The organism is Pseudonocardia sp. Ae505_Ps2 (assembly GCF_001932425.1).
Taxonomy (GTDB): Bacteria; Actinomycetota; Actinomycetes; order Mycobacteriales; family Pseudonocardiaceae; genus Pseudonocardia.
This window is the reverse complement of sequence record NZ_MCIP01000001.1, coordinates 374,406-399,571: the sequence shown is the minus strand read 5'-3', so window position 1 is coordinate 399,571 and position 25,166 is coordinate 374,406. Positions and strand designations below refer to the sequence as shown.

Below are 25,166 nucleotides of genomic sequence, written 5' to 3'. Positions count from 1 at the left end.
CCCGGGTCGGCCGGGTCACCGGGTCGACCGGGCCGGGTCAGTCCCGCAGGTGCTCGGCCCGCGCGGCGACGGCGGCACGGCGCGGGTCGTCCCGGTCGAGCAGGTCCAGCAGCAGCTCGTGCGCCTCCAGGTCGTCGGTCCCCAGCGGGTGCACGACGAAGCGGTGCAGGAGCGCGACGTCGTCCGAGGCGAGCACCGCGTGCCGCAGCCCGACCAGCAGCTCGTCACGCAGCTCGCGCACGGCGGGCGCGTCGGAACGGGGCAGCAGCTCGCCGTGGCAGGAGTCGAGCGCCTCGGACACCCGGCCGTCCCGCAGCGCGTCCCGGACCCGCAGGAAGTCGGCCTGGGGCCCGGTCGCGAGCCGGTACGGACGGGTGAGCAGCAGCTCCGCCCCCAGCGACGACCGCAGGCGGTGGATCTCGCCGCGCAGGGTGGTCGGGTTGCCGTCCTCGCCGTAGAGCATCAGGGTCAGCTGCTCGCCGGAGAGCCCGTCGGGGTGCAGCGCCAGCGCCGTGAGGATCTCGGCCGGGCGCAGGGTGGCCGCGAACTCCTCGCCGTCGAGGGTGACGCGCGGCCCGCCCCCGCCGGTGAAGCGCAGCTCCAGCGGGCGTGCCGTCTCGGGCGGCACCGCCGCGACCACACGCCCGCGCCGTCGCGGCGGCGGCACCAGCAGGTAGCCCTCGGCAAGCTTCTCGACGGCCATCTCCCGGCCGTCGCCGAGCTGCACCCGGTCGACGCCGTCGTCGAGCCGGATCCGCTCGGGGAACAGGCCGTAGGGCTCGCTGGCGATGACCCGGCCGCTCGGGGACAGCAGGGCGCCCTCGGAGCCGCGCAACGCCGTCAGGTGGGGCATGTTCTTGACCCGCAGCCGCTCGTCGGCGATCGCCAGCCGCACCCGCAGCTGGTTCTCCGCGAGGTGCGCGGTCGCCGTCACCAGCTGCACCAGCGCGGGGTGCACGGTGTGCAGCGGGCCGGAGATGTCGATGGCGCCGATGGTGTCGCCGGTGTCCGGGTCGTGCACGGGAGCCGCGACGCAGGTCCAGTCGTGGTAGGTCCGCACGAGGTGCTCGGCGGAGTGGATCCGGACCGGCTGGTCGACGGCCAGCGCGGTCCCCATCGCGTTGGTGCCGATGGTCTCCTCGGCCCAGCGGGTGCCCTCGACGAGCCCGACGTCGTCGGCGGAGCGCAGCAGGCCGTGTGCGCCGTCGCGCCACAGGACGGTGCCGTCGGCGTCGGTCACGAGCATCACGTGCATCGCCTCGTCGGCGATGCTCACGAGCGTGGAGCGGAGCAGCGGCATCACCGCGTGCAGCGGGTGGCCGGTCCGGACCTCCTTCAGCTCGTCGGCGAGGTAGACGAGCGGGGGGAGCCTGCCCTCCGGGTCGACGTGCGCGGCCAGGCTGCGCTGCCAGGAGTCGGACACGACCGGTCGCGGTGCGCCGGCCGAGCCGCCGGCGCCGAGCCCGTCGTCGTAGATGCGCCGCAGGCGGTTCGCGTCGGCCACCAGCTCGTCGGGGGAGGTGCCGCCCTCGGCTCCGCTCACGTCGCCTCCCGCCACGGCCGGGGCACACCCGGTGCCCTGCTCCCACGTGATGCCCCGCGCCGGCGCGGGTCGATCCGTCCCGGCGTTCGTCCCCCGGGGTGGCGAGCATACCCGCTGTTCGGGGGCCCGACCTCCATACGACCGGGCCGGGATGCGACGTCGCCGGATCGCGCGCAACGTGGGGGCAACGTGGCGCTCCTTACGGTTTGCCGCATCGGGACGCCGGGTGGTGCCCGGCGATGACGCAACAGACCCACCGGAGGACAGCGATGACGCTCGAAGCCGTTCGTGAGGCCACCGATCTGCGTGCCGGCCGCGGGGCCGACGGCGCGGATGTGATCCGCCGCGCGGCCCGGGTACTCGTCGTCGACTCCGAGCCGGTCGTCCGGCACGGGCTGCGGGCACTGCTGACCGCCGAACCCGACCTGGCCCCGGCCGGCGAGGCCGCCTCCCCGCGCGACGCCCTGATGGCCGCCGAGCGGACCCGCCCCGACGTGATCGTCGTCGACATCGAGTTCGCCCGCGACGAGCGGCCCGGCCTGGACCTGGTGCGTGCGCTGATGGAGCGCTGCCGCGGGGTGAAGATCCTCGTGCTGACCGGCTGCCGGGACCGCGACGCGATGATGCGCACCGTGCGTCTGGGGGTGCACGGCTACCTGCGCAAGGGTGCCGACACCGCCGAGATCGTGCGGGCGCTGCGCACGGTCCTGCGCGGTGAGGGCGTCTTCGACCCGGGCACCGCGAGCGCCGGCCCGCTGCAGGTGCTGCGGGACACCGACCCGGCGCCGTCGCCCGCGCCGGACCTCTGCAAGACCTCGCTGCTGACCGACCGCGAGAACCAGGTGCTGCGGCTGCTCGCCGTCGGCCTGTCCAACCGCGAGATCGGGACCCGGCTGCGGATCTCCGAGGCGACCGTGAAGTTCCACGTGCGGAACCTTCGCGACAAGCTCGAGGTCCGGCGCCGCACCGAGATCGTCTACACCGCCGCCCGCCAGGGCATCGTCTGATCCCGCCGGGCCGGGGCGGAGGACACGTACCCGCCCCGGCCCGTGCCCCTGCTCCACGGAGTGACACGACCGGCGCGGTCACCCATCGGGTGGCCGTGCCGGTCGCGTCGCGTGGTCGACGTCATCCCATCCGGGGATGCGTTCACCCGGCGGCCACCTTCTCCTCACCTCACGGGAGAACAGGGGTGTTGGGATGCGGAGGAAAGGGACGGTTCCGAACGGACCGGACCGCACCGCGCCATCCCACCACGACCCCAGGAGGACGACCGTGGCTCACACCTGCCCCGGCGACGCCCCCCAGGCCGGCCCCCGCCGTGCCCTCCCGCTCCTCGACCGCATGCGGCACGACCGCCAGGGACTCACCTGCCGCTACCGGTGCGGCGACGCCTGCTCCCGGCCCGAGCCCAACCCGTCGTCGAACGCCTACTTCGGCGACGTCATGCAGGCCGTGCTCGACCGGCGCGGGATGCTCCGCGCCGGTGCGGTGATCGGCCTGGGCGCCGGGGCCGGTGTGGCGCTGGCCGGCACGGCCTCCGCGGCGGAGCCCGCCCCGGCCGCGCCTGCCCATCCGCTCGGTGCCGACGTGGCCGCGGGGCGGCAGGCCCGGCCCCCGCGCGGGCTGCAGTACGAGACCGTCGCGCCGAACCTCGACGACGCGATCCGCGTGCCGACCGACTACGCGAGCAACGTCGTGATCCGCTGGGGCGACCCGATGTTCCCGGACGCGCCGGAGTTCGACTTCGAGAAGCAGACCGCCGCGGCGCAGGCCCGCCAGTTCGGCTACAACAACGACTTCTGCGGCATCCTGCCGATCGACGGCCCCGGTCGCCGCTACGTCATGTTCTCCAACCACGAGTACACCCTCGAGCCGCTGATGTTCCGCGGCTACGACGAGGACGCCCCCACCCCCGAGCAGATCCGGATCGGGATCGCCGCGCACGGCGGCGGCGTCGTCGAGGTGACCCGCGACCTGCGCACCGGCGAGCTGCGCTACGACCGCAACGGGAAACTCAACCGGCGGATCACCGCCGACACCGAGATGGTGCTCGACGGCCCGGCCGCCGGTGCCGAGGTGCTGCGCACCAAGGCCGACCCGACCGGACGCAGCGTCAAGGGCATGATCGGCAACTGCGCCGGCGGCACCACCCCGTGGGGCACCTTCCTGTCCGGCGAGGAGAACTTCGACGGCTACTTCGCCTCCGGCCCGGTCACCGACGAGCGCGCGAAGCGCTACGGGATCTCCGAGGGCAGCTCGTCGCGCAAGTGGGAGCGCGTCGACCCGCGCTGGGACCTCGCGCAGGAGCCGAACGAGGCCAACCGGTTCGGCTACATCGTCGAGATCGATCCGCACGACCCGCGTTCGAAACCGGTCAAGCACACCGCGCTCGGCCGCTTCAAGCACGAGGGCGCCACCGTCGCCCTCACCCGCGACGGCCGCCCCGTCGTCTACATGGGCGACGACGAGCGCTTCGACTACGTCTACAAGTTCGTGTCGGACAAGCGGATGCGTCGCGGCAACAGCCGGGCCGCCCGCGAGCACAACGCCACCCTGCTGTCCTCGGGCACGCTCTACGTCGCGACCTTCACCGGGGACAGCCCGGCCGCGGAGATCACCGGCACCGGGGCGCTGCCGCGCGACGGCCGCTTCGACGGCTCCGGGCAGTGGAAGCCGCTGGCGTCGACCACGAAGTCCTACGTGGACGGCATGAGCGTCGCCGACGTCTTCGTGTTCACCCGGCTCGCCGCGGACAAGGTCGGCGCGACGAAGATGGACCGTCCGGAGGACGTGGAGCCCAACCCGCGCACCGGGAAGGTCTACATCGCCTGCACCAACAACTCCGACCGCGGCAAGGCGGGTGCCAAGGCCGGTCCGGACGAGGCGAACCCGCGCAACGCGAACAAGCACGGCCACGTCATCGAGCTGACCGAGACGCGCGACGACCCGGCGGCGACGACGTTCGCCTGGAACATCCTGCTGGTCTGCGGGGACCCCGACGACCCGTCGACCTACTTCGGCGGGTTCGACAAGTCCCAGGTCAGCCCGATCACCTCGCCGGACAACGTGGCGTTCGACCCCTACGGCAACCTCTGGGTCTCGACCGACTCCACCCAGGCGCTGAAGATCAACGACGGCCTCTACGGCGTCGTGCTGGAGGGGCCGCAGCGCGGCTCGACCCGGCTGTTCGCCAGCGTCCCGGTCGGCTCGGAGTGCTGCGGGCCGGTCGTCACCGAGAACTTCGTGCTCGTGTCGGTGCAGCACCCGGGCGACCTCGACGGGGCCTCCCCGGAGAAGCCCGCCTCGCACTGGCCCGACGGCGGCGCCGCGCAGCCGCGCCCGGCCGTCGCCGCGATCCGGCACCTGAAGGGCGGCCGCCCGGCGAAGATCGGCGTCTGACACCCGGCGCCACCCGGTCCGCGCTCCGCGCGGACCGGGTGGCGCCGGGTCAGGCGCAGCGGCCGAGGTCCGGCTCGCCGGACCCGGCGCGCTCGTCGAACGAGATGTGCACGTGGTCGTAGTGGTTCGCGGTGTCGCCGCCGCGGTCCTCCATCGTCGACCACCCGGAGCCGTCGTTCATGCGCTGCTCCCAGATGACGTACTTCACGCCGAGCTCGTCGGCGTTGGCCAGTGCGCAGTCGGCGATGCGGTCGCCCTTCTGCCCGCGCACCATGATGTCCAGCGCGTGCCCGGTGGGGTGGTCGGAGGCGTTCGCCCGCTGCGCGACGCCGATCAGGTCGGTCTCGCCGTAGGCGCAGCCGAGGAACTCCGCGGCGTCGGAGACCCACTCCTTCACCCGGCCCAGATCGCCGAGGTCGAGCCCGCACGACGGGTCGTTCAGCCCGCGCGCGGCGAGTTCCGCAGCGGCCTTGGCCCGTTCGGCGGCCTCCTGCACCAGGGCCTGGGCCTTGCGGGCCGCGGCGAGGCTCGCGTCGGCGGGCGGGTCGAGCAGGCCCGCGTCGCGGACGATCTCGGCGCCGAGGACCGGGGTGTCCCGCGCTGCGGCCGCGGCCTCGGCGAACGGTGCGCCGGGGCCATCGGACACCTCCTGCGCGGCCAGGCGCAGGTCGGCCCGGGTCGGCCCGAGGTCGAGCCCGGTCACGGGCGTGACGACGGCGAGCGTGCCGCTCGCGACGGCGGCCGCGGTGGCGACGTGACGCAGGCCGGGCCGTGGCCCGGCCTGCGCCCGATGTCGGTGTCGGGGCACTTCCTGGTGCGGCGGCACGGTCTCTCCTCCGGCACGCGGACCGGCCGGGCTGCGGGGGAGCGTCGGGATCGGGGGATCCCGGCCCGTCGGGGGATACCGGACCGCGTGTTCAGTGACCGGACGGTAGCGAATGTCCCGCGATGTCCGATCTTCACGGTCCGTTCGTGGCGGCGACCGCACCCGGCCGTGCGGCGAGTGGCACGCACCGGATGCACCGGACGTCTTTACCCGACCGGACGTTCGGTGCAAAAGTAGCGCGTCCGCGCCACCGTCGTCCCGGGGCAGGGGAGGACGCATGACCGAGCAGCAGGCCGCGCCCGGCACGGGCCCGACGAGTGCCGCCGACACGACCGGCTCCGCGCCCGCGCAGGTGCGCCGGGTCGCCGCGACGAGCGCGATCGGCACGACGATCGAGTGGTACGACTTCTTCATCTACGCCACGGCCGCGGCCCTGGTGTTCAACAGCCAGTTCTTCAGCACGATGTCCGCGGCCTCGGGCACCCTGGCCGCGTTCGCGACCCTCGGCGTCGGCCTGGTGGCACGTCCGCTCGGCGGCATCGTGTGGGGGCACTTCGGTGACCGTCTCGGCCGCAAGAAGATGCTGGTCCTCTCGCTGCTGCTGATGGGTGTGGCCACCGTCGGGGTCGGCCTGCTGCCCACCTACGGCCAGATCGGCGTCGCGGCGCCGGTGCTGCTCGTCGTGCTGCGGCTGCTGCAGGGTCTCTCGGCGGGCGGTGAGTGGGGCGGCGCCGCGCTCATGGCGGTCGAGCACGCCCCGCCCGGACGGCGCGGGCGCTACGGCTCGTTCCCGCAGATCGGGGTGCCCGCCGGGCTGATCCTGGCCCAGCTGGTGTTCCTCGTCGTGTCCAACCTGACCACCCCAGAGCAGTTCGCCGCGTGGGGCTGGCGGATCCCGTTCCTGCTGTCGATCCTGCTGGTCGTCGTCGGGCTCGTGATCCGGATGCGGGTCGAGGAGAGCCCGGTGTTCGCGCTGCTGCGGACCCACCGCGGCCGCAGCCGGGCCCCGATCCTGGAGGTGTTCCGGCAGCGGCCGCGCGAGCTGGTGCTGGCCTCGGTCAGCTTCGTCGCCAACAACGCGATCGGCTACATCTTCCTGGCCTACCTGCTCTCCTACGGCACCCAGGTGCTGGCGGTCCCGCGGAACACCATGATCGTCGTCGTGATCATCGGCTCGCTGAGCTGGCTGGTCAGCATCGTCGCCGGAGCGGTCTGGTCGGACCGGGTCGGCCGCAAGCGTGCCTACCTGGCGGGCTCGGTGCTGCTCGTGGTGTGGCCGGTGCCGTTCTTCCTGCTGCTCGACACCACCGGGTTCGCCGCGATGGTCGTCGCGGTCGTCGTCCTCACGGTGGGGCTGGGGCTGTCCTACGGCCCGCAGTCCGCGTTGTTCGCGGAGATGTTCGAGGCCCGCTTCCGCTACAGCGGCGCGTCCTTCTCCTACGCCGTCGGCGCGGTGCTGGGCGGCGGGTTCGCGCCGCTGATCGCCGCCGCGCTGCAGCAGGGCTTCGGGACGTCGATGGCGGTCGCGGCCTACATGGTCGTCGTCGCGGTCATCTCGCTGGTCGCGGTGCTGCTCATCCGCGAGACGCACCGCCCGGACGCACCCGCCCGGCTCTCCTGACGACGACGGCGCCCCGGACGCGGTGTCCGGGGCGCCGGAGGGGCCTAGAGCGAACGGTGCCGGCCGTTGCCGAGCGGGGCCGGGGCGCCGGCCGAGGACGAGAGGTCCCTGGCCCGGCGACGCCCGGCCACGGTGCCCTCGACCGCCCGCTCGTCGACGGCGCTGGTTGCGGGGCCGGTGCTGGTTCCGGTGCCGGGGGAGGACATCGAGCGGGCCTGCTCGGCCAGCTCGCGGGTCACGCAGGGCCAGGTGGCACTGACCCCCGTCGCGTCCCGGCACTCACGGCAGAAGCCCTGCGTGTCGGGGGTGTGTTCCGCCAGGGTCCGCTCCAGCAGATCCGGCATCTCGGACAGGATGTTCGCGAGTGCCACGACTCACCTCCAGGTCGAATGCGAGCGACAGTAGTGGTCGGGTTCACCCGGGCCCGGCGGGGCGGGGAGCCGCCCACCGTGGACCGGCGATCCACTCAGGACCGTCCGTCACCGCTGCTCGCACCGGGTGCCGGCGGACGGGGCGGAGCGGCTCGGTCGCCCGGTCGCCGGGTGCGGCGCCGTCCCGTCGGCACAGTGGGGCCCTGCCTGCTCGGTGAACCGTGTCACCGATCGGCAGTCGGTGCCGACGACACGACGACACGCACCACCGCTGCGCCGGACGCGCACTCGGAGCACTCGTCGTCACCGCGTCCGGACCAGTGGGTCACCCCCGTCCGTACCCGTCACGTTGGGACGTCCGCATTGCGCCTCGATACGGTCGGGCGCCTCCGAACGGTTCGGGAGCGCAAGGGGGACAGCACGATGCACGACGACGCGACGGCCGGGTCGCCGCTCCGCCGGGACCTCGCCCACCGCCACATCCAGCTCATCGCCATCGGCGGCGCGATCGGCACCGGGTTGTTCCTGGGGGCGGGCAAGACGATCTCGCTCGCGGGGCCGTCGGTGATCCTGGTCTACGCGATCATCGGCTTCTTCCTGTTCTTCGTGCTGCGCGCGATGGGCGAGGTGCTGCTGTCGGACCTGCGCTACAAGTCCTTCAGCGACGTCGCCGCCGACCTGCTCGGCCCGTGGGCCGGGTTCTTCACCGGCTGGACCTACTGGTTCTGCTGGGTGGTCACCGGCATCGCCGACGTCGTCGCGATCTCTGGCTACGTCGCCTACTGGTGGGCCGACGTCCCGCTCTGGATCCCCGCGCTGGCCTGCATCCTGGTGCTCTTCGCGCTGAACCTGCCGACGGTGCGCGCCTTCGGCGAGGCCGAGTTCTGGTTCGCTCTGGTCAAGATCGTCGCGATCCTCGCCCTCGTCGTCGTCGGGCTGGCGATGGTCCTCGGCGGGTTCCGCGCCCCGGACGGCACGACCGCGGCGTTCGCCAACCTCTGGAACGACGGCGGCTTCTTCCCGACCGGTGTGACGGGCTTCGTGGCCGGCTTCCAGATCGCCGTGTTCGCCTTCGTCGGGGTCGAGCTCGTCGGCACCACCGCCGCCGAGGCGCGTGACCCGGAGCGCACGCTGCCGCGGGCGATCAACACGATCCCGGTGCGGATCCTGCTGTTCTACGTCGGCGCCCTCGTCGTCATCTGCGCGGTCACCCCGTGGAGGCGGATCGCTGCCGACGAGAGCCCGTTCGTCGCGATGTTCGGTCTCGCCGGGCTCGCCGCGGCGGCAGGCGTCGTCAACTTCGTGGTGCTCACCAGTGCCCTGTCCAGCGCCAACTCCGGCATCTACTCGACGTCGCGGATGGTCTACGGCCTCGCCGGTGACGGCGCCGCGCCTCCGCGGTTCGCCCGGCTGTCCGCGCGCCGGGTCCCGGTGAACGCGCTCGCGTTCTCGTGCGCGTTCCTGCTGGTGGGGGTGGCGCTGCTGTACTCGGGGCAGTCCGTGGTGGAGGCGTTCACCGTCGTCACGACGATCTCGTCGGTCTGCTTCGTGTTCGTGTGGACGATGATCCTGGTGAGCTACCTGGAGCACCGCAGGCGCCGCCCGCAGCGCCACGCGGCGTCGAGGTTCCCGATGCCGGGTGGGGTGCCGATGGTCGTCGCGGTGCTGGCGTTCTTCGTGTTCGTGCTGTGGGCGCTGACCCAGCAGGACGACACCCTGGTCGCCCTGCTGGTGACGCCGATCTGGTTCGCCGTGCTCGCCGTCGCCTACCTGGTGCTGCGCCGCAGCCCGGCGCACGCCCGGGCCAGGGCCGCTCACCGGGAGAAGGTGGCCGCCGAGCTCGCCGAGCGGGACCGGATCGCCGCCTAGCCCTCCGGGACCTCGCGCTCGATCTCGTCCAGCCAGATCGTCGCCGACAGGTCCGAGGGCGCCCGCCAGTCACCGCGCGGCGACAGCGCACCCCCGGCGGACACCTTGGGTCCGTTCGGCAGCGCCGAGCGCTTGAACTGGGCGAACTGGAAGAAGCGCCGGGCGAACACCTGCAGCCACCGGCGGATCTCCGCCGGGGAGTACTCGGGCCGCTCGTCGTCGGGGAAGCCGGGCGGCCAGGCGCCCGCGGTCGCGTCGGACCAGGCGTGCCCGGCCAGGAAGGCGATCTTCGACGGCCGGTAGCCGTGGCGCAGCGTGTACCAGAGCGTGAAGTCCTGCAGCGCGTACGGCCCGACGGTGGCCTGGCTGGACTGCACCTCGGTGGTCCCGTCCGACGGCACCAGCTCCGGGGTGATCTCGGTGTCGAGCACCGACTGCAGCACGGTGGAGACCTCGGCCGGGAACTGCTCGGAGGAGATCACCCAGCGGATGAGGTGCTGCATCAGCGTCTTCGGGACGCCGCTGTTGACGTTGTAGTGCGACATCTGGTCGCCGACGCCGTAGGTGGACCAGCCGAGCGCGATCTCCGACAGGTCCCCGGTCCCGAGCACGATCCCGCCGCGCTGGTTCGCCAGCCGGAACAGGTAGTCGGTGCGCAGCCCGGCCTGGACGTTCTCGAACGTGACGTCGTAGACCGGCTCGCCGCGCCCGAAGGGATGGTCGATCTCCGACAGCATCGTCCGCGCGGTGCCGGTGATGTCGATCGTGTCGAAGGTGACCCCGAGGGCCTCGGACAGCGCGACGGCGTTGCTGCGGGTGTGGTCCGAGGTCGCGAAGCCGGGCATGGTGAAGGCCAGGATGTCGGTGCGCGGGCGCCCGAGCCGGTCCATCGCCCGGGCCGCGACGATCAACGCGTGCGTGGAGTCGAGCCCGCCGGACACCCCGATCACGACCTTCGGCTGGCCGATCGCGCGCAGCCGCTGCTCCAGCCCGGCGACCTGAATCGAGTAGGCCTCGAAGCAGTCCTGCTCCAGCCGCGCCGGGTCCGCGGGCACGAACGGGAAGCGCTCCACGGTGCGGCGCAGCCCGATGTCGTGGCCGGGCGGGTCGAGCCGGAACCCGATGGTGCGGAAGGCGTCGGTGCGGGCGGCGTGGGTGCGGCGGTTGTCGTCGAACGTGCCCTGGCGGCGCCGCTCGGCGGCGATCAGGTCGAGGTCGACGTCGGCGACGGCGTGCCGCGCCCCCTGCGGGAAGCGCCCCGACTCCGCGAGGAGCACGCCGTTCTCGTAGATCATGGTCTGGCCGTCCCACGAGACGTCCGTGGTGGACTCGCCCTCGCCCGCTGCGGCGTAGACGTAGGCGGCCAGGCAGCGCGCCGACGCCGAGCGCGACAGCAGGTGCCGGGTGTCGGCCCGGCCGACGGTGATCGGCGAGCCGGACAGGTTCGCCAGCACCGTCGCCCCGGCCAGCGCCGCCTCCGACGACGGCGGGATCGGCACCCAGTAGTCCTCGCAGATCTCGGCGTGCAGCACCAGGCCGGGCAGGTCCTCGGCGGCGAAGAGCAGGTCGGTGCCGAACGGCACGTCGACACCGGACGCGCCGCCCAGCCGGATGGTCGCACCGCGGACGTCGTCGCCGGCGGCGGTCTGGCGGCGCTCGTAGAACTCGCGGTAGGTCGGCAGGTAGGACTTGGGGGCGACGCCGAGGATCCGGCCCCGGTGGATCACGACCGCGCAGTTGTAGAGGCGGTGGCGGTACCGCAGCGGTGCCCCGACCACGAGGACCGGCAGCAGGTCCGCCGTCGCCGCGACGAGCGAGACCAGCTCGGTCTCGACGGTGTCCAGCAAGGTGTCCTGCATCAGGACGTCCTCGATGGAGTAGCCCGAGAGCGTCAGCTCGGGGAACACCACCAGCCCGACGCCGTCGTCGGCGCAGGTCCGGGCGGTCTCCAGCACGGCGGCGACGTTCGCGGCCGGGTCGGCCATCGTGGTGTGCAGGGTCGCCGCGGCGGTGCGCAGGAAGCGGTGGCGGTAGACGGAGCGGAAGTCCACGTCGTCATTCTGACCGGTGGGTGGTCAGCCCCGTCGACCCGCCAGCATCCGCGCCGCCCCGCAGGCGATCCCGGTGGCGACGAGCAGCCCCAGCAGCACCGCCCAGCCGGCCCCGACCGAGCCGCCGGCCAGCACGACCCCGAGCGACCCCAGCCACGCCAGCGGCACCAGCAACCACAGCGCCAGGCCGTGCAGCAGCGCCGGGATCTCCCCGACGCCGGCCGCGATCACGATCCACACCACCCCGGCGAGCAGCCCACCGACCAGCAGCAGGGTGCCGACTCCCTCCCAGACCACGCGTGTCTCCTTCCTAGGGGTCGGGGACCGGCAGCACGCGCTGCGGCACACCGGGCCCGTCGTCGATCGTGACACCCGCCGGCGTCGCGGGCGGGGCGAGCGGCCCCAGCAGGTGCGCACCCAGCCAGTCCACCAGGTCCGGCAGCTGGGCGCGGACGGCGTTCTGGTTGTGTCCGCCGCCCGGGTACACCCGGGTGTCGACGGTCACCGGCGGCGCCGCGGCGGCCCGGATCCGGTCCGCCGCCGCCCGCTCCTCGGGCTCGTCGGAACCCGCGGTGACCAGCATCGCCAGTGGTGCAGGCCGCTCGCGCAGCAGTGCGACGACGTCGTTCGCGGACGCCAGGTCGGGCCGGCCGGCGAACAGCTCCCCGGTGACGACGTCGTCGGGGGTGCGGTCGTAGCCGCTCTGGCTGACCGCGAGCGCGTAGGTGCGCGGGTGGCGCAGCGCCAGGTTCATCGCGCAGTACCCACCCGAGGACCAGCCGGCCAGCGCCCAGGCGCCGCGGTCGGTGCGCACCCGCAGGTGCCGGGTGGTCCAGCCGACGAGGTCGGTGGTCAGGTAGGTGTCGTCGGCCGCGCCGTGCTGGGCGTCGACGCACTCCTGGTCGTGGCCGAACCGGGGTTCGCCGTTGATGTCGGGGATCACCAGGACGACCGGCGGGATGCGGTGCGCGGCGATCGCGGCGTCGAGCACCTCGGGGACCCGGAACAGCGCGGCGACCTCGCGGGGCTCGCCGGGGAACCCGGGCAGCCACTCGACGACCGGGAAGCGGGCCTGCGGGTGCTCGGTGTAGCCGGGCGGGAGGTAGACGTCGGCGTCGCGGTCGATGCCGGACGCGTCCCCGTGCAGGGTCATGTGCAGCGTGGAGCCCAGCCCCTGCGCGGACCGGGCGGCGACCAGCGGCATCGCCGCGTCGAGGCCGGCGCCGTCCGGGCCGATGTCGGCGACCGAGCCCTCGCCCGGGTCGGGAGAGGACCCGATCAGCGAGCCGACGGTGGGGAAGAAGCCGCCGAGCAGGTTCGCCCCGGCCCCGGCGGCCGCGAGCACGGCCACGGCCGAGACGATCACGAGCAGCGTCCGCGCGACCCGGCGCAGCCGGTGCCACAGCCCTCCGGTGAGGACGAGCGCCAGTACCGCCGTGACGGCCGGCACCACCGCCGCGGCGACGACGTCGAGGCGCAGCTCGGAGGCGTGGATCACGACACCGCCCCCACGTGGTCCCGGCTCACCGGCGCAGCAGCCGCAGCAGCGTCGGCGGGCGGCCGCCGAAGCCCTCGGCCTCGAGCACGACGAACAGCACCCGCGGCAGGTCGCGGACGGCGGGGAACAGCACGTAGCGCGGGTACCAGGTGGGACGGAACTTCGCGTTGAACCGGTAGAGCGAGTCGATCTGCCACCAGCGCGAGGCGATCCGCAGCACCCGGGCCCAGCCGCGGGCGACCGGTCCGGCACCGATCCGCTCGCCGCGCTCCAGGGCGGAGCGGAACATCGCGAAGTTCAGCGACACCCGCTTCACGCCGTGGTCCTTCGCGGCGGCCATCAGCTCGGCGATCATCAGCTCGTTGACGCCGTTGTCGGCGTCGGCGGAGCGGATCATGAGGTCCAGCGAGAGTCCGTCGCGGCCCCAGGGGACCAGCTGCAGCATCCCGGTCGGCTCGCCGTCGCGGAACGCGGTGACGATCACCGCGTCCGGGTCGGAGGGGTCCGCGACCCGCGAGGACGCCATCGAGAAGCCGCGCTCGTCCTCCGCGCCGCGCCAGCGGTGCGCGCGCTCGGCGATCCGGGTCCGCTCGGCCTCGTCGACGTCGCGCAGCCGCGTCACCTCGACGGTGTGCCCGCTGCGCTGCATCCGGTTGACGGTCTGGCGGACCCCGCGCATGGGGCGCCCGTCGAGGCTGAACGTCGCCGTCTCCAGCACCGCCTCGTCGCCCAGCTCCAGGGCGTCGAGGCCGGCCTTGGCCCAGGCGGTCGCGCCGCGCTCGGAACAGCCCAGCACCGCGGGCGACCAGCCGTACCGGGTGCAGATGTCGAGGAAGGCCTCGATGGCGCCGGGCCACGCGCCGACGTCGCCGACGGGGTCGCCCGAGGCCAGCGCGACCCCGGCGAGCACCCGGTAGGACACCGCGGACTTCCCGCCGTGGGCGAACACCGCGGCCTTGTCACGGCGCAGGGCGAAGTAGCCCAGCGAGTCGCCGTCGCGCTGGTCGAGCAGGGCGCGCAGGCGCTCCTCGTCCTCGGGGGCGAGCGACGGGCGCGGCTCCGGTGAGCGCAGCAGGTGGTAGCCGGCGACGACGAGCGCCACCACCCCGAAGGTCAGCCCGATCGCCGAGGTCAGGTCGTCGAGCCACACGGAACGCTGCTCGAACTGGACCGGGCCGGTCACCCCGATCAGCGACAGCGCCGCGTGCGCGGCCTGCGCGGCGATCGACGGGTCGCCGACGAGCCGGCGCGGGTTGAGCGCGAGCAGCACCCAGACGATGAGGAAGCCGGACAGCCCGAACTGCAGCAGCGACCGGACCGACCGGCCCAGCCCGCCCGGGTCCTGCCGGGCGACGAAGTAGCGGCGCGTGGCGATCAGCGCCGCCAGCAGCGCGACGACGAGCACCGCGGGCCCGATGCCGCGCCGCTGGTCCAGCACGTGCAGCAGGTTGACCACGACGAGGAACGTCGTCGTCGCGGTCGCCACCCACCACGCGCGCTGCTTGCGCCGGCGCAGCCCGGTGGCCAGCAGCAGCAGGCCGACCCCGGCGAGTGCGGTCACGACCAGCGACGCCAGCCCCAGCCCCGCGGGCAGCCCCAGGGTGCTGCGCAGCTCGCCGCCGAGGATGCGCCGCGGCGCGGGCAGCACCGCCGCGACGACGGTCAGCGCACCGACGATCCGTGCCGCCCACACCACGGCGCGCACGACGGCGGCCTCGGACAGCCGTCGTCTGCGGGCCTCCGGGTCCGGCGTCGGGGCCGCTCCGCGGGTGGAGCGGACGTCCCCGCGCTCGTCCGTGGTGTCGCCGGGCGGACCGGAGCCCTCAGAGCCCGTCACGCGTTCCTCCTGTCGATCCCGTCTCCGGTGGCGATCCACCGGCGGCGTCCGAGCGGGCCACCGGACCCCGCAGCCGGGCGCCGAGCGCGTCCAGCTCCGCGGCGACGACGTCGGCCGCCGGGGTCCCCGGCGCCGCGGTCACCGACCCCGACGCTAGCGTCGGGCCCGGCGGCGGCGCGCCCGGCACCGGGTCATCCTGCGTCGCCGCGGTGCGCACGACGACCAGGTCCAACGGATCGGGCGAACCGGACGCGGGGTCCGGGCAGCCGTCGCCGCCGGGAGGCCCGGCCGCCGTCGCGACGTCGGCACGCTCGGCGAGCGCCCGGCCCAGTGGGCACCCCGGCGCGTCGGGCGGTCCGGCGAGGGCCCACGCGGCCCGGTCGGTCCGCAGCGCCGGGGAGCCGGCCGCGACCGCGGCCGCACGCAGCCGGGCCGCCGGCACCCGGTCGGTCCACAGCACCACCACGGCCGGCATCCGCCCCGCGGTGACCGCGGCGTCGACGGCGGCGTCGACCGCGGCCGACCCGTCACGGGGCCCGGTCCACACCAGGACGGGGTGTGCGAGGTGGTCGTCGTAGCCGGGCGGGAGGTGCACGGGCACCTCGACGCCGTCGACGGTCAGCACGGTGTCCCGGCCGGGGCCGGTCACCGGCGGGGCGGGCGGCGCGGGCAGGCCGCCGCGGTCCGGTCCGGCGGCCAGCGAGGCGGGCGACGGGTAGAAGCCGAACCAGGCGTTCGTCGCGACCGCGAGGGTGAGCACGACGAGCGCGACCACGGCCGGCAGGGCGGCCGCCCGCACCGCGGGTCGCCACCGGCCCCACCGGAGCACGAGCAGGACGACGGCGAGCACGGCCGCGCCCGCGACGGCAGTGACGGTGACGGCCGACCCGAGCGGGAGCAGTGCGGTCCCGGCGAGCACCTCACCACGATTCCACGGCGGTCCCGGGGCCCCGGCGGCGGGACGATCCGTCCCCGTCGTCGGGAACCTCCTAGATCAAGTCCAGAACAGACTGTCCCAAACATGCCGTCCGGGGTCGCCCGTGACGGGAACGTGATGCACCCAGCGTTGTCCCGCAGACGATCCCGTGGGGCCAGGTGGATGACGGACGTCACACGGACGACGGGGAACGGGGTCCCCGCCGCATGCCGGGGCCGTTTCGGGCCGACCCCACCGGTGTTCGACAGCAATCGCACCGAGCCACGGAGGACAGCAGCATGATCACGAAGGACATGACCCGGGAGCTCATCGGTCGCCAGGTCGTCGACAACCACGGCGAGAAGGTCGGCAAGATCGGCCAGATCTACCTGGACGAGCGGAGCGGGGAGCCGACCTGGGCCACGGTCAACACCGGGCTGTTCGGCACCAAGGAGAGCTTCGTGCCGCTGCAGAACGCCGACGTGCACGACCGCGACGTCGCGCTGGGTGTGGAGAAGCAGGCCGTCAAGAACTCCCCGCACGTGGGCCGCTCCGACGAGCGCCTGACCGGGTCGGAGGAGGACGAGCTCTACCGTCACTACGGCATCGGCCAGGGCCGCACCGACGCCCGCCACGCCACCGGTGAGCGCACCGACCGCACCGACCGCACCGACCGCACCGGCCGTGACCGCACTGCCCGCACCGGCGGCGACGACGCGATCGTCCGGCACGAGGAGAACCTGCGCGTCGGCACCGAGACCGAGGAGACCGGTCGCGTCGCGCTGCGCAAGTACGTGGTGACCGAGGACCAGACCGTCACCGTCCCGGTGTCGCACGAGGAGGTCCGCCTCGAGCGCGAGCCGATCGACGGCACCGAGGCGACGGCCCGCCCGGGCGCCATCGGCGAGGCCGAGCAGGAGGTGATCCTGCACCGCGAGCGCCCGGTCGTCGACAAGACCACCGAGGCCGTCGAGAAGGTTCGCCTGGGTACCCGCACCGTCACCGAGGACGAGAAGGTCTCCGACACCGTGCGCAAGGAGCGCATCGAGGTCGACGACCCGCAGCACGCCCTGCCCCGCGACGAGCGCCGCAGCTGAGCGACGCACCGCGCCACCGGCGCGTCACCGGAGCCCGCACGCGGGCCCGGTGACGCGCCGGACCCATGTCCGGGCCGCCCGGGTACGTCACCGACGGTGCCCCGCGGGCATCAGGACGGGGTGCTGCTCCTGCTCGGATCCGGTGCGGGCGCCGGGACCGGGGAGGCGAGCAGCGCGAACGCCGTCCGGAGCGCGCCGGACGCCTCGGCGACCGCCTGCCGGGGCCGCGTCCCGATCCCGAGCGAGGTCGCGAAGCCGTGCACCAGGTCCGGGTGGCGGCGCAGCGTGGCCGGGACGCCCGCCTCCCGCATCCGGGCGACCAGGTGCTCGCCCTCGTCGCGCAGCGGGTCGAACCCGGCGGTCGCGACGTAGGCCGGCGGCATCCCGGTCAGATCGCCCTCGGCGATCCGCAGCCGTGGGTCGTCGCGCAGCGCCTCGGGCACGTACCAGCCGGCCATCGCCTCGATCGCCTCGCCGGTGAGCAGGAACCCGTCGCCGAACAGCTCGCGCGAGCGGGTGTGCCCCTCCAGCTCGGTGACGGGGAAGAACGCCAGGCAGAACACCGGACGCCCGGCCGGGTCGGCGCCGTCGCGGCTGGTCTCGCGGGCCACCGTGAGCGCCAGGCTCGCCCCGGCGGAGTCCCCGCCGACCGCGATCCGGCCCGGGGCCGCGCCGAACTCCTCCGGATGCGCCGCGACGTGCGCGAAGGCGGCCAGACAGTCGTCGACGGCGGCCGGGAAGGGGTGCTCGGGCGCCAGCCGGTAGTCCACCGAGAGCACCCGGGCGCCGGACTCGGCGGCCAGCGTCGCGCACAGCTCGTCGTGGGTGTCCAGGTCGCCCGCGACGAAGCCGCCGCCGTGCACGTAGACGAGCAGTGCGCCGTCGAGAACGTCCGGTCCGGGCGGGGGCACGTACAGCCGCGCCCGCAGGTCGGCGACCGCGCCGGGGACCGTCCGGTCCTCGCGGCGCACCCCCGGCTCGGCGGGCCCGGCGACGACGCGGTCGACGAACGACTGGCCCGCCCGCATCTGCTCCGGCGGCGGGACGGGCTGCGGCCGGCGCGGGGTGAGCAGCCGCAGCAGCAGCTGGATGTCGAGGTCGAGCTGCTGGCCGTCGCGGCGGACGGGCGGGCCCGCGATCACCCGCTTCACCGGCTTCGGCAGGGCCAGCACACCGCGCAGGGCTCCCCGTGCCACCCGCACCCGACGATCCACGGCGACCTCCCGCATCCGCTCGATCTCCACCCCCGATTGTGGCACCGGGTGCCGTTGTGTGCCGCTGTGCGCGGCACGCATCACCCGCCGGTCGTCGCCGGATCGCAACCTCCGCCGTCCGTTCCTCCGTCGCCGGATGCTCGTTCAGTCCAGTGGAGATCATCTACGGAGGGGACGTGCATGAGGGCGAGGCTGCGTGCGACGGTCGTGGCGGGGGTGGTGGCGGTCGTCGCGGCGGTGGTCGCGGTGCCGCAGGCGATGGCCTCGCCGGACGGACCGGGAGCCGACGGGGAGCCGGGTGACGTCGTGTCCGCGGAGCGGGTCCTCACTCCGACGGTGCCCGCCGCGACGGCGACCCGGATCCTCTACCGCAGCCTCGACACCGACGACCGCCCGGTCACGGTGAGCGGGATCGTCCTGACCCCGCTCGTCCCGGCGCCCGGGCCGGCCCGGGTCATCGGCTTCGCCGCGGGGACCCAGGGGCTCGCCGACCGCTGCGCGCCGTCGCGGCAGCTGCAGGCCGGCACCGAGTACGAGGCCCCGGCGATCGGTGCGCTGCTGAGCAGCGGCTACACCGTGGCCGTCACCGACTACGAGGGCCTGGGCACGCCCGGCGAGCACACCTACGTCAACCGGGCCGCCCAGGCGCACGCCCTGCTCGATGTCGCGCGTGCGGCCCAGCGGGCCGGCGTCGGCGTGCCGGAGGACGCCCCGACCGCGCTCTACGGCTACTCCCAGGGCGGCGGGGCGTCGGCCGCCGCGGTCGAGCTGGCCCCGGAGTACGCCCCCGAGCTGAACCTCGTCGGCGCCTACGCGGGCGCGCCCCCGGCGGACCTGCGCGCGACCGGCCGCCTGCTCGACGGCGGACCCTTCGTCTCGCTGCTCGGCTACGCCGTCTCCGGGTTCGACGCCGCCTACCCCGACCTCGGGGTGCAGGACCTGCTCAACGACCGCGGACGTCAGGTCGTCGCCGAGCTGCGTGAGCAGTGCACCCAGGACTCGGTGCTGCGCTACCCGGGCCTGCGCTCGGAGAGCCTGTCCGCCGACGGCCGGCCGATCTCGGCGTTCCTCGACGAGGAGCCCTTCGCGAGCCGGGTGGACGAGCAGCTGATCGGGCGCCGTACGCCCGAGGCCCCGGTGCTCATCGTGCACAGCCTCACCGACGACATCGTGCCGTTCGAGCAGTCCCGCGAGCTGGCGCAGCGGTGGTGCGCACAGGGCGCCGACGTCGAGTTCCAGCCGACGCCGGCCCCCGGGCACGTCGGCGGCTACCCCGCCGGGTCGCCCAGCGCGCTGGCGTTCCTGAAGGCCCGCTTCGACGGGCAGCCGACGCACTCCACCTGCGACTGACCTGTTCGGACGGTCCACGAGCGACCCACCCGGGCGTGCGGCCACCCGGGCCTGACGCGACCATTGCGTCGTGAACTGGTCCGGGTGGTACCTCGTCCTCGTGCTCGTGGCGGCGATCGTCGTGCTGATCGTCCTGATCAACTCGCGGGTCCGGTTCAGCCCGTTCGTGGCCCTGCTGGTGGTGGCGCTCGGCGTCGGGCTCGCGGGCGGCGAGGACCTGGCCACGATCGCCGACTCGATCACGACGGGCGCCGGGGACATCCTCGGCGACGTCGGCCTCACCCTCGCCCTGGGCACCATGCTGGGGCGGCTGCTCGCCGAGTCCGGCGCGACCGGGCGGATCGCCGACGCCGTGGTGTCGCGCTCCACTCCGCGCAGCCTGCCGTGGCTGGTGTGCGCGGCCGCCTTCGTCATCGGCGTGCCGATGTTCTTCGAGGTCGGGCTGATCGTGCTGCTGCCGTTGCTGTTCAGCGTCGCGCGCCGCCTGGAGCTGGAGGGGGCCGCGCCGTCGCCGTATGCGACTGTGGCGATCCCCGCGATCGCGACGCTCGCGACCCTGCACGGAATGGTGCCGCCGCACCCCGGGCCGCTGATCGCCGTCGACGGGCTGGGTGCCGACCTCGGGCGCACCATCGTCGTCGGGCTGCTGTGTGCGGTCCCGGCGATCGTGGTGGGCGGGCCGCTCTACGCGCGTCTCATGGCTCCGCGGTTGCCGGTCCGTCCCGACGCCGAGCTGGTCGCGCAGTTCACCGAGACCGGCACCGAGACCGGCACCGGGGCCGGGGGCGGGGTCGGGCCGGACGGCCGCCGCGGGGAGGAGCCCGCCCCGGTTCCACTGCCGATCGCGCTCGTCGCCGTCGCGGTGCCGGTGGTGCTGATGCTGGCCCGCACGGTGGCCGAGGTCGCCCTGCCGGACGGTGCCGTGTTCCGCCAGGTCACGACCCTGCTCGGCCAGCCGATCGTCGCGATGCTCGCCGGGTTCCTCTACGCGTTGTTCGCGCTCGGGCTGCTGCGCGGTCGCCCGGCCGAGGAGCTGCGGACCTCGCTCGCCGACGCGGTGAAGTCGGTGACCGGAATCCTGCTCATCATCGGCGGTGGCGGTGCGTTCAACCAGGTCCTCAAGGACTCCGGCATCAGCGACGCCGTCGGTGCCGCCGCGTCCGGGCTGCCGGTCAGTCCTCTGCTGCTGGCGTGGCTGCTCGCGTTGCTGCTGTCCACCTCCACCGGCTCGGCCACCGTCGGCATCGTCGCGGCCACCGGTGTGGTCGCGCCGCTGCTCGCCGGGGCGGGCCCCTGGTACGTGGCGTTGGCCGTGGTCGCCGTCGGCGCCGGGTCGGTCGGCCTGAACTACGTCAACCACGCCGGGTTCTGGCTGGTCAAGGAGTCGTTCGGGATGACGGTGGGGCAGGCGACGCGCTCGCACACCGCCGTGCAGACCGTGGTGAGCGTGGTCGGGCTGGTGATGGTGCTGCTGCTGTCGCTGGTGCTGCCCGCCGGGGCATGACCATGGCGGGCACGACCATGGCGGGAGCTCCTCCCGCCATGGTCAACGTATAACGCACACGGGGACTTGCGGCAAGACCCCCGGGCCGCGCCAGACTCTGCGCCCGGCGCCGTGACCTGCGGCGTCGTGGCGACACGGGGGTGGACGTGCACGGGGTGCTGCAGTGGGACGAGGTCGGCCGGGAACTGGTGGACCTCGTCGGGGGGAAGGCCGCGCATCTGGGGGAGCTGACCCGGACGGCGGGGGTCGCGGTCCCACGCGGCTGGTGCGTGACCACCGACGCCTACCGGGCCGTCGTGGGGAGTGCGCCCGGGTTCGACGCGTTGCTGGACCGCCTGGCCGGTCTGCCGATCGGTGACGACGACGGACTCGCCGCGGTCGCCGCCGAGATCCGCGGTCTGGTGGTCTCCCGGCCGGTCCCCGACGACGTCGCTGCGGCGGTCATCGCGGCCGTCGGCCGGGCCCCGGCGGGGACGGCGTGGGCGGTGCGCTCCAGCGCGACCGCCGAGGACCTGCCGACGGCGTCGTTCGCCGGGCAGCAGGACTCCTACCTCAACGTGGTGGGCGCCGACGCCGTGCTCGACCGGGTGCGGGACTGCTGGGCGTCGCTGTTCACCGACCGGGCGGTGGCCTACCGCCGTAGCCGGGGTCTGGAGCACCGGGCCGTCGCGATGGCGGTGTTGGTGCAGGAGATGGTGGTCCCGGACGTCTCCGGGGTGCTGTTCACCGCCGACCCGGTGACCTCGGACCGGACCGTGAGAGTCGTCGAGGCGGTGCCCGGGCTGGGGGAGGCGCTGGTGTCCGGCCTGGTCGCGGCGGACGCGTGGACGGTCCGCGACACCGGCGGGACCGCCGAGGTCGTCGACGCGCGGACGGCACCGCGGACGGTCGCGGTGCGGCCGGCGCCGGGCGGCGGTACCCGTACCGAGCAGCTCGACCCCGACGGCGGGCCGCTGCTCACCGAGGACCAGGTGCTGGCCCTGGTCCGGCTCGGCCGGACCATCGAGGCCGGGTTCGGGAGCCCGCAGGACGTCGAGTGGTGCCTGTCCGGCGGCCGGTTCCAGGTCGTCCAGAGCCGCCCGATCACCACGTTGTTCCCGGTGCCCGACACCGACGACGACCGCTTCCACGTCTACCTGTCGGTCGGCTACCAGCAGATGATGACCGATGCGATGCGCCCGCTCGGGCTGTCGGTGTGGCAGATGACGACGCCGCGCCCGATGGCCGAGGCGGGCGGGCGGCTGTTCGTCGACGTCACCGACGCCCTGGGCACCCCCTCCGGACGTGCCGGCCTGCTCGCGGTGATGGGCCGGTCGGACCCGCTGATGGCCGACGCGCTGCGCACCGTGCTCGACCGCGGCGTGGTCGAGCTCGGTGCGGACCCGGCGGTGCCCGTGCCGGTGCACGGTGCGCCGACCACGGAGCCGCTCGACCCGGACCCCGCACCGGTCGCCGAGCTGGTGGCCGAGGGCAGGGCCTCGGTGGCGGAGGCGGCCCGCCGGATCCGGGGCCGCGTCGGGCCGGAGCTGTTCACCGCGATCCGCGAGGACATCCCCGAGCTGCGGGCGCGGCTGAGCAACCCGCGCAGCACCCGGGTGTTCATGACCGCGATGGACGCGGCGTACTGGATCGACGAGCACGTCGGCGAGTGGCTGGGGGAGCGGCCGTCGGACGTGCTGACCCGGTCGGTGCCCGACAACGTGACCTCGCAGATGGGGCTCGCGCTGCTCGACGTCGCCGACGCGATCCGCCCGTACCCGGAGGCGGTGGCGCTGCTGCGCCGGGCCGGCGACGACGTGCTGGAGCGGCTGCCGTCGGTCGAGGGCGGCACGATGGCCCGGGACGCGATCCTCGGCTGGCTCGACGCCTACGGGGCCCGCTGCGTCGGAGAGATCGACATCACCCGGCCGCGGTGGCACGAGCGGCCGGCCGCGCTCGTGCCGTTGATCCTCGGTCACGTCGACGGCGAGGAGCCCGGTGCCGGGCGTCGCCGGTTCGACGAGGGCCGCCGCGAGGCCGAGGCGACCCGCGACGACCTGCTGGCCCGGCTGCGTGCAGGCGTCGACGGCGAGGCCCGCGCCGCGGCGACGGCGCTGATGATCGAACGGTTGCGGACCTTCATCGGCTACCGCGAGTTCCCCAAGTTCGGCATGGTCTCCCGCTACGCGATCTACCGGGCCGCGCTGCTCGCCGAGGCCGACCGGCTCGTCGCCGCGGGGGTGCTCGACGACCGCACCGACGCCTACTTCCTGTGGTTCGACGAGCTGGAGCAGGTCTCGCGGACCGGGCACGCCGACCTCGCGCTGGTGCGCACCCGGCGGGCGGAGTTCGCCGTGCACGAGACGCTGACCCCGCCGCGGGTGCTCACCTCGGACGGCGAGTGCCTCCAGGGTTCCTACCACCGCGACGACGTGCCGCCCGGAGCGCTCGCCGGGCTCGCGGTGTCGGCCGGGACGATCGAGGGCCGCGCCCGCGTCGTCGCCGACCTGTCCGGCGCCGCACTCGAACCCGGGGACGTGCTGGTCACCGCCTACACCGATCCCAGCTGGTCACCGGCGTTCGTGACGATCGCCGGGCTGGTCACCGAGGTCGGTGGGCGGATGACCCACGGTGCCGTCGTCGCCCGCGAGTACGGTCTGCCCGCGGTGGTCGGGGTGGAGCACGCGACCCGCCTGATCCCCGACGGCCGGCGGGTCCGGGTGGACGGCGGGAGCGGCCTGGTCGAGATCCTCGACTGAGTCGTGTCGAGAACGGGGGACCGGCTCCGTCCCCGGGACGGACGCGGCCACGGGGGCCGCGCGATCGGGAGGACGTCATGAGCGTGCTGCGGATGGACAACGTCGGTGTCGTCGTCACCGACCTCGACGAGGCGGTCGCGTTCTTCGGCGCGCTCGGCCTGGAGCTGGAGGGTCGGGCGACGGTGGAGGGCCCGGACGTGGACCGGCTCGTCGGGCTCGACGGCGTGCGGTGCGACATGGCCGTCGTGCGGACGCCGGACGGCCACGGCCGGCTGGAGCTCATGCGGTTCGGCTCGCCGTCGTCGCCGGCCGGGGATCCGGACGCCGCGGTGAACGTGCCGGGCATCCGGCGGATCATGTTCGCGGTCACCGACGTGGCGGAGACGCTCTCCCGGCTGCGCAGGCACGGCGCCGCGCCGGTCGGCGACGTGGTGCCGTTCGGCGGGGCGCACGTGCTCGCCTACGTGCGGGGACCGGGCGGCATCCTCGTCGCGCTGGCCGAGGAGACCAGCTGACCCGGTCGCCCCTGCTCCCTTGACAGCGGCCGCCCCGCCCAGCACCCTCGTGCCTCGTGAACCTGTCAGACAGCCGGACAGCCGGACAGCACGGTCCCCGTCGCGTCAGCGCGATGGAGGCCGTGCTGTCCCACCTGCGCGCCACCATCGAGCGGGGCGAGTACCAGGTCGGCGACAAGCTGCCCGCCGAGGCGGCGCTGAGCGCGGAGTTCGAGGTCAGCCGGTCGGTGGTCCGCGAGGCGCTCCGGGGTCTGCAGGCGCTCGGGCTGACCGAGTCGCGCACCGGGCGGGGCACCTTCGTCGTCGCGACCGGTCCGACCGACGACCCGACCTTCGGCGCCTACAGCGCCCGTGACCTCGTCGAGGTCCGCCGGCACGTCGAGATCCCGGTCGCGGGCTACGCCGCCCTGCGGCACGAGGACGCCGACCTCGACGAGCTGTGGCACCTGGTCGGGCGGATGGACGCCGAGACCGACGACGCCACCTGGGTCGCACTGGACTCGCTGTTCCACATCACGATCGCGCGGGCCTCGCGGAACCCGGCGTTCACCAAGGTCATCGAGGAGATCCGGGAGGCGCTGGCCGCGCAGTCGTCGTTCCTCAACAAGCTGGGCGACCGGCGCGAGCAGCCCAACGCCGAGCACCGGCGGATCGTCGCCGCGATCGCGGAGCGCTCCCAGGAACGCGCCGCCGCCGAGATGACCGCCCACCTGGGCCACGTCGAACGGACGCTGGCCGGGATCGTCCGCGAGGGCGGCGCGACCCGATGAGCGGGGCCACCCGGACCACGGGCCACGGCACCCCGGACGGAGAG

The 25,166-nt window shown here is 74.3% G+C and carries 19 protein-coding genes; 10 read left to right on the top strand and 9 right to left on the bottom strand.

Translation table 11 applies throughout. The annotated features are described in order from the left end of the window. Positions 1-37: 37 nt before the first annotated feature. On the bottom strand, positions 38-1,543 hold the full coding sequence (locus tag Ae505Ps2_RS01675) for a helix-turn-helix domain-containing protein (protein WP_075554157.1): 1,506 nt from the start codon (positions 1,541-1,543) through the stop codon (positions 38-40). Between the two features lie 269 nt (positions 1,544-1,812). On the opposite strand from Ae505Ps2_RS01675, the gene Ae505Ps2_RS01670 reads away from it, so the two are divergent. Both Ae505Ps2_RS01670 and Ae505Ps2_RS01665 read left to right on the top strand, forming a co-directional pair. Next, on the top strand, positions 1,813-2,550 hold the full coding sequence (locus Ae505Ps2_RS01670) for a response regulator transcription factor (protein ID WP_083695250.1): 738 nt from the start codon (positions 1,813-1,815) through the stop codon (positions 2,548-2,550). Positions 2,551-2,887: 337 nt separating this feature from the next. Continuing rightward, positions 2,888-4,945 carry a PhoX family phosphatase gene (locus Ae505Ps2_RS01665; protein ID WP_075312844.1) on the top strand — a complete coding sequence of 686 codons (2,058 nt, stop codon included), beginning with the start codon at positions 2,888-2,890 and terminating at the stop codon, positions 4,943-4,945. 49 nt (positions 4,946-4,994) lie between these two features. Here the strand turns inward: Ae505Ps2_RS01665 and Ae505Ps2_RS33015 are convergent, their stop codons facing one another. After that, positions 4,995-5,771: a hypothetical protein gene (locus Ae505Ps2_RS33015; protein WP_233147653.1), complete on the bottom strand. Its 777-nt coding sequence runs from the start codon at positions 5,769-5,771 to the stop codon at positions 4,995-4,997. Positions 5,772-6,048: 277 nt separating this feature from the next. Between Ae505Ps2_RS33015 and Ae505Ps2_RS01655 the strand changes: the two genes are divergently transcribed. Next, positions 6,049-7,392 (top strand): MFS transporter, encoded by a 1,344-nt coding sequence (locus Ae505Ps2_RS01655; RefSeq protein ID WP_233147652.1) that lies wholly within the window; start codon positions 6,049-6,051, stop codon positions 7,390-7,392. 44 nt (positions 7,393-7,436) lie between these two features. On the opposite strand, the gene Ae505Ps2_RS33940 is transcribed toward Ae505Ps2_RS01655, so the two are convergent. Next, positions 7,437-7,763: a hypothetical protein gene (locus Ae505Ps2_RS33940; protein WP_075310428.1), complete on the bottom strand. Its 327-nt coding sequence runs from the start codon at positions 7,761-7,763 to the stop codon at positions 7,437-7,439. Positions 7,764-8,186: 423 nt separating this feature from the next. Between Ae505Ps2_RS33940 and Ae505Ps2_RS01645 the strand changes: the two genes are divergently transcribed. Next, the gene (locus Ae505Ps2_RS01645; protein WP_075333837.1) at positions 8,187-9,632 is read left to right on the top strand and encodes an amino acid permease; all 1,446 of its coding nucleotides are present in this window, start codon (positions 8,187-8,189) and stop codon (positions 9,630-9,632) included. On the opposite strand, the gene Ae505Ps2_RS01640 is transcribed toward Ae505Ps2_RS01645, so the two are convergent. From Ae505Ps2_RS01640 to Ae505Ps2_RS01620, 5 genes are read right to left on the bottom strand one after another with little or no spacing between them, the layout of a single operon-like run. Beyond that, positions 9,629-11,683, bottom strand: a complete 2,055-nt coding sequence (locus tag Ae505Ps2_RS01640) for an NAD(+) synthase (RefSeq protein ID WP_075329692.1) — start codon at positions 11,681-11,683, stop codon at positions 9,629-9,631. The two genes, Ae505Ps2_RS01645 and Ae505Ps2_RS01640, sit on opposite strands and share 4 nt — an antisense overlap. A gap of 24 nt (positions 11,684-11,707) precedes the next feature. After that, positions 11,708-11,980 carry a hypothetical protein gene (locus tag Ae505Ps2_RS01635; protein WP_020625124.1) on the bottom strand — a complete coding sequence of 91 codons (273 nt, stop codon included), beginning with the start codon at positions 11,978-11,980 and terminating at the stop codon, positions 11,708-11,710. Between the two features lie 13 nt (positions 11,981-11,993). Continuing rightward, positions 11,994-13,181, bottom strand: a complete 1,188-nt coding sequence (locus tag Ae505Ps2_RS01630; protein ID WP_083695247.1) for an alpha/beta hydrolase-fold protein — start codon at positions 13,179-13,181, stop codon at positions 11,994-11,996. A gap of 25 nt (positions 13,182-13,206) precedes the next feature. Then, positions 13,207-15,018 carry a GNAT family N-acetyltransferase gene (locus Ae505Ps2_RS01625; protein WP_083695245.1) on the bottom strand — a complete coding sequence of 604 codons (1,812 nt, stop codon included), beginning with the start codon at positions 15,016-15,018 and terminating at the stop codon, positions 13,207-13,209. After that, on the bottom strand, positions 15,005-15,937 hold the full coding sequence (locus Ae505Ps2_RS01620; RefSeq protein ID WP_075553358.1) for a hypothetical protein: 933 nt from the start codon (positions 15,935-15,937) through the stop codon (positions 15,005-15,007). Before Ae505Ps2_RS01620 ends, Ae505Ps2_RS01625 begins: the two co-directional genes overlap by 14 nt. Before the next feature lie 296 nt (positions 15,938-16,233). On the opposite strand from Ae505Ps2_RS01620, the gene Ae505Ps2_RS01615 reads away from it, so the two are divergent. Next, complete coding sequence (locus Ae505Ps2_RS01615; RefSeq protein ID WP_075553357.1) at positions 16,234-17,031, top strand: PRC and DUF2382 domain-containing protein; 798 nt, start codon at positions 16,234-16,236, stop codon at positions 17,029-17,031. 110 nt (positions 17,032-17,141) lie between these two features. Here the strand turns inward: Ae505Ps2_RS01615 and Ae505Ps2_RS01610 are convergent, their stop codons facing one another. After that, a complete protein-coding gene (locus tag Ae505Ps2_RS01610) occupies positions 17,142-18,260 on the bottom strand; it encodes an alpha/beta hydrolase (protein WP_075554156.1) in 1,119 nt (372 codons plus the stop codon). A gap of 165 nt (positions 18,261-18,425) precedes the next feature. On the opposite strand from Ae505Ps2_RS01610, the gene Ae505Ps2_RS01605 reads away from it, so the two are divergent. The 5 genes from Ae505Ps2_RS01605 to Ae505Ps2_RS01585 all read left to right on the top strand — a co-directional run bounded on the left by Ae505Ps2_RS01605 (position 18,426) and on the right by Ae505Ps2_RS01585 (position 25,122). Further along, positions 18,426-19,595 (top strand): lipase family protein, encoded by a 1,170-nt coding sequence (locus Ae505Ps2_RS01605; RefSeq protein WP_043282380.1) that lies wholly within the window; start codon positions 18,426-18,428, stop codon positions 19,593-19,595. A gap of 70 nt (positions 19,596-19,665) precedes the next feature. Beyond that, the gene (locus Ae505Ps2_RS01600) at positions 19,666-21,099 is read left to right on the top strand and encodes a gluconate:H+ symporter (protein WP_075310440.1); all 1,434 of its coding nucleotides are present in this window, start codon (positions 19,666-19,668) and stop codon (positions 21,097-21,099) included. Between the two features lie 140 nt (positions 21,100-21,239). Next, positions 21,240-23,837, top strand: a complete 2,598-nt coding sequence (rph, locus tag Ae505Ps2_RS01595; RefSeq protein ID WP_075310442.1) for a rifamycin-inactivating phosphotransferase — start codon at positions 21,240-21,242, stop codon at positions 23,835-23,837. A gap of 77 nt (positions 23,838-23,914) precedes the next feature. Continuing rightward, on the top strand, positions 23,915-24,352 hold the full coding sequence (locus tag Ae505Ps2_RS01590; protein WP_075553356.1) for a VOC family protein: 438 nt from the start codon (positions 23,915-23,917) through the stop codon (positions 24,350-24,352). A 113-nt stretch (positions 24,353-24,465) separates the two neighbouring features. Then, a complete protein-coding gene (locus Ae505Ps2_RS01585) occupies positions 24,466-25,122 on the top strand; it encodes a FadR/GntR family transcriptional regulator (RefSeq protein WP_075553355.1) in 657 nt (218 codons plus the stop codon). Positions 25,123-25,166 lie beyond the last annotated feature (44 nt).